8 protein-coding genes and 1 pseudogene are annotated in these 8,886 nt (G+C 65.5%); 3 read left to right on the top strand and 6 right to left on the bottom strand.

The annotated features are described in order from the left end of the window. Positions 1 to 477: hypothetical protein (locus IT540_RS05820; RefSeq protein ID WP_291174414.1), on the bottom strand; the 477-nt coding region annotated here is incomplete at its 3' end. A gap of 135 nt (positions 478 to 612) precedes the next feature. Between IT540_RS05820 and IT540_RS05815 the strand changes: the two genes are divergently transcribed. Then, positions 613 to 882 carry a hypothetical protein gene (locus IT540_RS05815; protein WP_291174412.1) on the top strand — a complete coding sequence of 90 codons (270 nt, stop codon included), beginning with the start codon at positions 613 to 615 and terminating at the stop codon, positions 880 to 882. A 244-nt stretch (positions 883 to 1,126) separates the two neighbouring features. Here IT540_RS05815 and IT540_RS05810 read toward each other — a convergent pair whose 3' ends face one another. The 5 genes from IT540_RS05810 to IT540_RS05790 form a co-directional block, all read right to left on the bottom strand. Beyond that, positions 1,127 to 2,341, bottom strand: a complete 1,215-nt coding sequence (locus IT540_RS05810; RefSeq protein ID WP_291174410.1) for an MlaD family protein — start codon at positions 2,339 to 2,341, stop codon at positions 1,127 to 1,129. 10 nt (positions 2,342 to 2,351) lie between these two features. Then, on the bottom strand, positions 2,352 to 3,134 hold the full coding sequence (locus tag IT540_RS05805; protein WP_291174408.1) for an ATP-binding cassette domain-containing protein: 783 nt from the start codon (positions 3,132 to 3,134) through the stop codon (positions 2,352 to 2,354). A gap of 3 nt (positions 3,135 to 3,137) precedes the next feature. Continuing rightward, positions 3,138 to 4,271 (bottom strand): MlaE family lipid ABC transporter permease subunit, encoded by a 1,134-nt coding sequence (locus tag IT540_RS05800; protein WP_291174406.1) that lies wholly within the window; start codon positions 4,269 to 4,271, stop codon positions 3,138 to 3,140. Beyond that, a complete protein-coding gene (locus tag IT540_RS05795; RefSeq protein WP_291174404.1) occupies positions 4,268 to 4,759 on the bottom strand; it encodes a hypothetical protein in 492 nt (163 codons plus the stop codon). Before IT540_RS05795 ends, IT540_RS05800 begins: the two co-directional genes overlap by 4 nt. 290 nt (positions 4,760 to 5,049) lie before the next feature. After that, positions 5,050 to 5,793, bottom strand: coding sequence for a transferase (locus IT540_RS05790; RefSeq protein ID WP_291174402.1), 744 nt, complete (start codon positions 5,791 to 5,793; stop codon positions 5,050 to 5,052). A gap of 339 nt (positions 5,794 to 6,132) precedes the next feature. Between IT540_RS05790 and IT540_RS05785 the strand changes: the two genes are divergently transcribed. Beyond that, complete coding sequence (locus IT540_RS05785) at positions 6,133 to 8,349, top strand: EAL domain-containing protein (RefSeq protein WP_291174400.1); 2,217 nt, start codon at positions 6,133 to 6,135, stop codon at positions 8,347 to 8,349. 63 nt (positions 8,350 to 8,412) lie between these two features. Continuing rightward, positions 8,413 to 8,886: pseudogene (locus tag IT540_RS05780) on the top strand (hypothetical protein); the annotation flags it as partial.

Genomic DNA, 8,886 nt, shown 5'->3' with positions numbered 1-8,886 from the left:
CCGCGCGTGCTTGATGGGGCACCAATGCTTCTCCGTGCGCCCGCCGATCTCGCGAACGTAGGCGAAGAGCGCGTTTGCGTACGAGCAGTAGGCGCAGTTGAGCTTCTCGAGCGCATTGAGGTAGGCGAGGTGGCCGCGGTCGAAGACGAAGTAGTCAGCGCGGGCGACGCGCGGGATGCCGTAGGCGCGGAAGCAGACCGCCTGGTAGATCGAGACCGCGATGTCGAGCAGAACGAGCGGCACGATCATGGCGTAGATGACGGGCGCGGTGAGCACGATCAGCGGGCGGGCATGGAAGATGTAGGATCTGAGGCTGGTCTGCAGCTCGCGGTGGCGCCGCAGGATCTCCTGCTCGAAAAGAACCCGGCCCTTCTCGATGCCGAAGCGCAGCTCGGCGTGGTTCTTGGCGAACTCGGCCTCGAGCTCCGCCTCGAGTGTCTTCAGTCGGTCCAGCAACTGGACAATGTGCTCGTTCATCTCTGGTGCTCCGGGCGGTTGACCGTTCCGGCTATCTAACGGGAAAACCGAGGTTGAATCACGTAGCGGAGGGGTTGCGCTCGAAACTTCGCGCGGGCCGCCCTATATAAATCGCGCATTTGCCTGGAGGGTGCCATGAAGCCGAAGCGCGAAGAGACGGTAATCGTCATCGATCGTCATGGCCAGACGACCGAGCTCAAGGGGTGGCGGCGCTGGGTGGCGGCCGGCGCGGGCTATCTCGTTGTCGCTCTCGTGGCGCTGGTGGGGCTCGTGCTGCTGGCCGGGCTCTTCATGACGTTCGCCATGGTGATGATGGTGGCGGTGCCGCTTGCCATCGTGCTGGCGCTGATCGCGTATGCGACGGGGTATCTCAAGGTCGACGTCCGCCGCGACGACCGGCCCTGACGTACGAGAGCAGAGTGCGTCAAGCTGAATTGAACACGCTATAGTCCCGGCGCTGCGTCCGTTGGGCACGCTGCGGTTGCCGCTTGCGCAGGAAATGCTCCGTATACATCTGAGATGTGTCTGGACACCGGCCTTCGCCGGTGTGACGGATTGTTCGTGGCAGCCGGTTGACCCGACATCAACGTCATCCCGGTGCAGGCCGGGTTCCAGACACGTCCGCCGCATCATGCAAGAGGCTGCGCGATCAGGGCGCGGCGGGCTCCGGCGGCTCGGGGAGGTCGTCGTCGGTGCCGGCCTTGGGTGTCGGCTCGGCGCCCTCGTTCTTGGCGGGCTCCTCCGACGGCGGCAGCTTGGCGACCCACGGAACGGCCTCTGCCAGCACCTTGCCGAAGGCGCCGTCGAGCGCGGCGATGGCGGATGGCGCGTCGCGGGCCGCGAGCGGCGCCGTCTCGTGGAACACACGCGAGCCCGTGATCTTGCCGCCCGCATTCACGAACTTGACGGCGATCTCCACGTCGGCGGTCGGTGCCGGCGCCAGGGTGACGGCGAACTGGCGGATCTCGGCCTGAAGCTGGTCGCTCGGCTCCAACGTGTCGAGCGGCCGCGTGACGGCGGCGAAGCATCCCGAGCCCTCGAAGCTCTCGATGATCTTCGATTGCACGACGGAGGGGATGTTGTCGGTGAACTGCGCCTTCTCGAAGGGCGCGTCCTCGGGCGGATCGCCGACGATGACGACCTTGTCCGAGTTGAAGGCCATGGGCGCGGCCGGCTCCGGGATGACGAGCTGCGGGTGCGAGGCTTCGGCGCAGACCGCGGGCGTCGCCAGCGCGGAGAGGTTATAGATGCCGGGCTTGGCCTTGCCGCCGCCGGCGAAGCGCTCGAGCCCGGCCAGGATGCCGTCGATGCGCTCGGAGTTGCGCGAGAGCACGCCGGCGAAGTTACTGATGCCGGTTATGGCGTCATGCAGCGCCGAACTGTTGTCGTCGATCACCCTGTCGAGCCGGTTCAGGGTAGCACGCGCCGATTGGCTCAGGCTCTGCGTGCTCTCGGCGCTGGCATTGAGAAGCGGCGGCACGCCGGAGACGGCCGCGAACGGCGCGGCGGCGGGATCGCCGCCCGAGAGCTCGATCACGGGCGCGCCGGTGAGCCCCTGGAAATCGACGTTCACGACCGTGTCGGAACGCACGGGCGCCGACCTGTCGACGGCGATGGTGACGAGCACCTCCTTGGGCGCATCGGCGGAGAGCTGGACGTCGGTCACCTCGCCGACGCGGATGCCGTTGAACAGCACGTTCGAGCCCTTGAGAAGCCCGGAGACGGAGCTCTGGAAGCGGACGCGGAAGACCTGCCGGTCCCCGAGGCCGCCGGTGTCGTGCAGCCAGTAGACGAAGGCGAACACGGCCGCCACGGCAGCGAGCACGAAGGATCCGACCAGGGTGTAGCGGGCCTGTGTTTCCATTTTTCCGGCCTCAAGGCTCTGTGTGTGCGAATTGCGATATGAGCGCCGTCGCGCGACGGCCGCGGAAGTACGACTGGACCCACGGGTGGTCGCAGTCGAGCATGGTCTCGATCGACCCGGCGGCCACCACGCGTCCGTCGGCCAGCGCGCCGACGCGGTCGCAGATGGTCTGCAGGCTCTGCAGATCGTGGGTGATCATGAAGACGGTGAGGCCCAGGGTCTCCTGCAGCGTCTTGATCAGGGCGTCGAAGTCGCCGGCGGAGATCGGGTCTAGGCCCGACGTCGGCTCGTCCAGGAACACCAGCTCGGGATCGAGGGCGAGGGCGCGGGCCAGCGCCACGCGCTTGGTCATGCCGCCCGACAGCTCCGACGGCATCTTGTTGTGATCCGCCTTCCTGAGGCCCACCATGTCAAGCTTGGCGGCTGCCATCTCGTCCATCAGGCGCTGGGGCAAATCCAGGTACTCGATCATCGGAAACTGCACGTTCTGCAGCACCGTCAAGGACGAGAAAAGCGCGCCCTGCTGGAAGAGGACGCCCCATCGGCGCTCGATGCCGCGCCGCTGCTCGGGCGTGGCGGTGTCGAGCCGCGTGCCCAGCACCTCGATGGTGCCCGAGCGCCGAGGGATCAAGCCGATGATGGTGCGCAACAGAACGGACTTGCCGCTGCCGGAGCCGCCGACGAAGCCGAACACCTCGCCGCGGCGGACATCGAACGTGACGCGGTCGAGGACGATGCGCGGGCCGAAGCCCACGACCAGATCTCGGACATCGATGACCTTGTCGTTCGTCATGGCTCACATGTCGATCGAGGCGAAGAAGATGGCGAACAATCCATCCAGCACGATAACCAGGAAGATGGATTTGACGACGGAGGCGGTGGTCTCGCGGCCGAGCGACTCGGCGCTGCCCTTGACGGCGAGCCCCTGCGTGCAGGCGACGATGCCGATGACGAGCGCCATGAACGGCGCCTTGATCATGCCGACCTCGAAGTGCGTGAGCGAGACGGCCTCGCGCAGCCGCTCGATGTAGATCGCCGGGCTCATGCCGCCATACGCCCAGGCGACGAGGCCGCCGCCGTAGAGCGCTGCCATGGAGCCGAGGAAGGTCAGGATCGGCAGCGCGATGACGAGGGCTATGATGCGCGGCAGGATCAGCACGTCGACGGGATCGCGGCCCATGGTGCGCAAGGCGTCGATCTCCTCGCGCATCTTCATGGAGCCGAGCTCGGCCGTGTAGGCGCTGCCCGAGCGGCCGGCCATCATGATGGCGACGATCAGGACGCCGATCTCGCGCAGGACCAGGATGCCCACCATGTCGACCACGTAGGCGTCGGCGCCGAACTTGCGGAAGTGGAAGAAACCCTGCTGGGCGATGATGCAGCCGATCAGGAACGTGATGAGGAGCATGATCGGCACCGCCTGCCAGCCGACGCGGTCCAGGTGGTGCATGGTGGGCGTGAAGCGGAAGCTCCTCGGGTTCGTGAGCGCGCGGCCAAGCGAGAGCACGACGGCGCCGAGCATGGCGGCAAAGGCGCCGAACTCGTGAAAGAAGCGGACGGTCGCCTCGCCGAGCTGCGTCACGTAGCCAAGAACCGACGGCCGCTTGGGCGGCGGCGGGGTAGGCTCGCGCTCGGTGCTCTGGATCTCCTCGTAGAGCGCGCGGTAGCGATCGGGCAGGCCTTCGAGATGGGCGCGGCCGGCTCCGGCCTCGCGGGCGCGCACGAGGCGCTCGATGAGCCATGCGCCATAGGTATCGAGGGCGGTGACGCTGTGCATGTCGATGGTGACGGGCTGGTCTGCCGGCGTCGTGCGCACCGTGGTCTCGATCAGGCCGTCGAGGTTGCGCGCGTGGGCAACCGTCCACGCTCCGGCGGCCGCCAGCTCGATGCCGGACGGTCCAGGGCGTGCGACGAGGGACGGTCGCGTCATTTGCGCGACAGGCTCACCGTGACGCTCTTCAGGGGGATGCCCTCGGTCGCGATGGCCACGTTCTGCTTCGTCTTGTCGTAGGTGATCTTCATGGAGCCCGCGACGCCGCCGGTGATGGCCAGCGTCAGGTTCTGCTCGGTGAGCTTGCCGGTGACATTGCCGGAGGCGTTATAGGTGCGCTCCTCCCAGTTGCCGCTCAGAGCGCTGCCGCTCGCGCTGAGCTTGGAGCGCATCTCGATCTTGTTGGTCTGGCCCGAGCAGCGCACGGCGATGCCGAGCTGCGATCCGCTGCCGGTGTAGTAGGCGTCGCACTTGAGCCGCTCGGAGGTGCCGTCCTGGAGCCGGTAGGTGCCGCTTCCGCCCCAGGATCCGAGCAACGGGGTGAACGAAGGGTCTGCCAAGGCGGGCGTGGCAAGCGTCGTGACAGCAAACAGCGGCGTGAGCGCGCACAGAGGGTGGCGCCACAAGGCAGGGCGAACGGGCTTCATGTGTGTCCCTCGGTTATCGATCGCAGCCGGGCTCCGCCGTCCGGTCCCGGAGGTGCATTGTCGTGCGTTTGTCTCATTCCGGCGGTCGATATGCTAGTGCGGAGCACTGATTTGTGTGAGGTCGCAGCTTCAGAGATCGTCGTTTATACACAAGCTGCAACACTGCATCACGACAGTATAAAGGCGGAGCAGGTGAATGTCAGATGCCGGACGGGCGCACGATCCGGTATGGATTAAGGGCTGCGGCGCCGTCGCCGCAGCCCGATTCCGACCGGGGCTGCCGCTCACGGTCAGCTTGCGTAGGTCACCCAAATGTTGGGCTCCTCGTAGCGGCCAACGCCATGCTCGAGGTCGATGTCCAGGGGAACAAGTGCGCCATCAATGAGATAGGAGCCCGATTGGGGAAACTCCTTCTTGGACCACGTTTCCCAGAAGGCGATCGGCTCCTCGACCACCATGGAGCGCCGGCACGGGCCTACCAGCTTGCCGCCTGAGGACAGGTGGCTGCGCAGCCAGGGGTCGAAAGCGCGACCCTTGGCGTCGGTCCAGGTGACGTAGTCGTCGATGCCGACCCACGGATGACGGGCTTTGGACGAAGGCCTGACAGCGGCCAACACACCGCGCAATCCCTTGGCTTCTGCAAGGTCACGCATGGCGCGCAGCATCCTGCGTCCATACCCTTTCGTGCGGTGTACGGCGGGGATCGACATGGCGAGCCCGCCAAGCACGGTGTGCGGCCCCTTCGGGCGGGCCGCCGTCTCGACCACCCAATCCCACCCTTCCTGGGGGAGATCGGAGCCCGTGTAGCTCAACGGGACGCTGTTGAAGACCGCGACGGGATAGTTCGTCTCCTCGTCCACCAGGCAGAGCTGGTAGTCGGCGTATTTCTCGAGAAGCTCGGCATAAAGCTCGTAGTGGGCGCGCGTGTAGCTCAGGTAGCCCAGGTCGCTCCATGCGGCCTGCTCTATCGAATTTGCGGCTTTTCTCAGTTCCTCACTGTCGGCACGTGTACGGATAACAAGACGGGACGCCATGAAACACGACCATATGTTCGTTACAACTATAAGGAAGGGTCGTTCGACCCTTCCGAGATTTGGTAATCTTAATAAAATGTAAAACGGCCGAAAGCAACGGAAAAAAGGTTAATAGCAATCCACACCTGCCCCGCCCTTACGCGATGCGAAAGACTTTATTCACGATAAGTTGAGAACCAGTGTTCAATTAAACAATGACTTAGCTCTTGCCAACAAACCTGGGTCAGTCTGTTGCGAAGGGCTACGCTGCTAATGCTGTTGGGTGATACAACTAGTCTGTACGAAGGAGATCTCCGTCGACTGACGAAGATTATCCGTGCGGCTATCACGTTCTTTGGTGTGCTTCTGCTCGCGGTAATTGCATTCGCCGGCTGGTCCGCGAACAAAACCGCGACGGACAGCGAGCGCACGCTGGTCGAAAACGCGCTCAATCAGGCCGTCGGCAGCGTGCTCGACGGGCAGAAGAGCGTGGCCTGGTGGGACGAGGCGGTGATCAATACTGCCGACGGTGCCCTTAATCTCGAATTCGCGGATGCCGAGTTCGGGTTGTTTCTTGGCGAAACCTACGGCCACGACGAGCTATACATTCTCGATGGGCAGGATCGACCGATCTATGCTTACAAGAGCGGCGCGCGGGCGGATCACGCGGCGTATGAATCCCGGCGGGCGGCGATCTCGCTGGTCGTCGGCGAGGCGCGGCGGGGCATCACGGATTCGAGCCTGAAGGCGCGTCCGGACGAGTTCGGCCGGGCGCAAACCAACTATCGCGTGCTGGCCGGCGTGCTGCAGACCGCGCGCTGGGCCGGCCATATCGTGTCGATCGACGGCATGCCGTCCGTGGTGGCGGCCATCACCATCGTTCCCAACGTCGACATGACGCTCCTCAAGGACACGCCCAAGCTGCTGGTCAGCGTGGTGCGCATCGACGATCCGTTCGTGGAGAAGATCGCGCGCTCGCTACTGCTTCCCGACCTCAAGCTGGCGCCCGAGCCCGTCTCGTCCGCCGGCGTCGTGTCCGAACCGTTCGTCGGCGACGACGGGATTCAGGCCGGCTACCTCTCGTGGACCACGCGCCGGCCCGGGCAGGTCCTGCTGACCAGCATCCTGCCGCTGGTTGCGTGCGGCGTGTTCGCGACGGGCGTGCTTTCGAACCACATGTTCGGCCGGCTGAAGCGGGCCTCCGACGAGCTTACGCAGCGCGAGGCGCGGGCGCGGCATGCCTCCAAGCACGACGCGCTGTCGGGGCTTCCCAACCGGCAGCACATGGTCGACGAGGTGGAGGCGAAGATCGGTACGCCCGGCTTCGGCCAGGGTGGCGAGCGCGCCATCGCGGCCTATGTCGACATCGACCGCTTCAAGGACATCAACGATACGCTCGGGCACGAGACCGGCGACAAGCTGATCAAGGCCGTGTCGAAACGGCTTACCGCGCGCCTCAGGGCGCACGATTTCCTGGCTCGCTTCGGCGGCGACGAGTTCGCTATCCTCTGCGTCTCGGCCGACGCCGATGCGGAGTCGCGGCTTGCCGCGCGCATCGCCAGCGCGTTCGAGGAGCCGTTCGCGATCGGCGGACAGACGATCCGCGTCACGGCCTCCGTGGGCATGGCGCGCGCGCCAGAGCACGGGCTCTCCGCGGACGAGCTCATGCGCCACGCGGACATCGCGCTCTACGAGGCCAAGAACCAGGGCCGCGACCGCGCCATGACCTTTTCGGAGGAGATGGCCAAGCAGGTGGAGACGCGGCGTGCCATCGAGGTCGACCTGCGCACGGCGATCGAGCGGGAGGAGCTGCGGCTCAACTACCAGCCGATCGTCTCCTGCCGGACGGGCGCGATCGTAGGCGCGGAGGCGCTGCTGCGCTGGCGTCATCCGATCAGGGGCGAGATCTCGCCGGCGACCTTCATCCCGATCGCGGAGATCTCCGGCCTCATGCCGGCGCTCGGCACGTGGATGCTCGAGCAGGTCTTCAAGGACGCGAAGCAGTGGCCGGACCTCGAGGTCGCGCTCAATCTTTCTCCGGTGCAGTTCAAGCAGACGGACCTCAAGGCCGTGCTGAGCACCCTGATCGCGGAGAACGGCGTCGCGCCGAACCGGTTCGTGCTGGAGATCACCGAGGGCGTGCTTCTGGAAGCCACCGACCTCACCAAGTCGGTCCTGCAAGGGCTGCAGGACATGGGCTTCCGGACGGCGCTCGACGATTTTGGAACCGGCTACTCGAGCCTAGCCTACCTCTGCAATTTCAAGTTCGACAAGATCAAGATCGACCGTTCCTTCGTCACCAACGTGTCCAACGCCATGACGTCGCGCACGATCGTGCAGTCCGTCGCGGCGCTCGGCCGCGGACTTGGCATGCAGATCGTGGCCGAGGGCGTGGAGACCGAGTACGAAGCCGTGATGATGAGCCATTTCGGCTGCACGGAGCTGCAGGGCTTCTTCTTCTCGAAGCCGCTGTCGGCCGCGCAGCTCACGGCGCTGCTGGCGAAATTCGAGCCGCGGCACATGTCGCCATTCTCCGAGCTCGAGCCCATCGAATCCCGACGCAGCGCGACCGCTTGATTTTTCCGCCGCGTTGAGATTTCTCTCAGCGGCGAAAAGCGCAAGCCGAGTCCCGGGGGAGCGATGCTCGAGAAGGACAACGACGGCCGTGGCCACGGCAATGCCGACTATGCGTGGGGGCAGTTCGACTCCGAGGCCTATTTCCAGCACTACTACGGGGAGCCGCATGCCGATGACGATCTCGTCATCCGCGTGGCGGTCGATGTGCTCAAGGACGCCCGGCCGCAGGGGAACGACCTCGACATCGTCGACGTCGGCACCGGACCCAATCTCATTCCCTTCTTCTGCGCGCTGCCGCGTGCCCGGCGGTTGACGGCCTGGGAGTACGCGGAGACGAACGTCGCCTGGCTCGGGCGCGAGCTCGAGCACGACGACATGCGTTCGCAGTGGCGCCACTTCTGGCGCGTGGCGCGGGAGGCGTATGGCCCGGAATGGGGCCTGCCGGAGAATCCCATTCCCCTGCTCCGCGAAAAGTGCGTTCTCACGCAGGGCTCGGTCTTCGATCTGCCGGAGCGGACCTGGGACGCGGCGACGATG

The sequence above is a fragment of the Hyphomicrobium sp. genome, from assembly GCF_020852195.1.
Taxonomy (GTDB): Bacteria; Pseudomonadota; Alphaproteobacteria; order Rhizobiales; family Hyphomicrobiaceae; genus Hyphomicrobium_C.
Note: the sequence above shows the minus strand (reverse complement) of the source record. Positions and strands in the feature narration are given on the sequence as shown.

Bases quoted from the DNA above. Each gene is read 5' to 3' on its own strand.
- IT540_RS05815 (WP_291174412.1), top strand. From the start codon at position 613: ATGAAGCCGAAGCGCGAAGAGACGGTAATCGTCATCGATCGTCATGGC.
- IT540_RS05805 (WP_291174408.1), bottom strand. From the start codon at position 3,134: ATGACGAACGACAAGGTCATCGATGTCCGAGATCTGGTCGTGGGCTTC.
- IT540_RS05800 (WP_291174406.1), bottom strand. From the start codon at position 4,271: ATGACGCGACCGTCCCTCGTCGCACGCCCTGGACCGTCCGGCATCGAG.
- IT540_RS05795 (WP_291174404.1), bottom strand. From the start codon at position 4,759: ATGAAGCCCGTTCGCCCTGCCTTGTGGCGCCACCCTCTGTGCGCGCTC.
- IT540_RS05790 (WP_291174402.1), bottom strand. From the start codon at position 5,793: ATGGCGTCCCGTCTTGTTATCCGTACACGTGCCGACAGTGAGGAACTG.
- IT540_RS05810 (WP_291174410.1), bottom strand. From the start codon at position 2,341: ATGGAAACACAGGCCCGCTACACCCTGGTCGGATCCTTCGTGCTCGCT.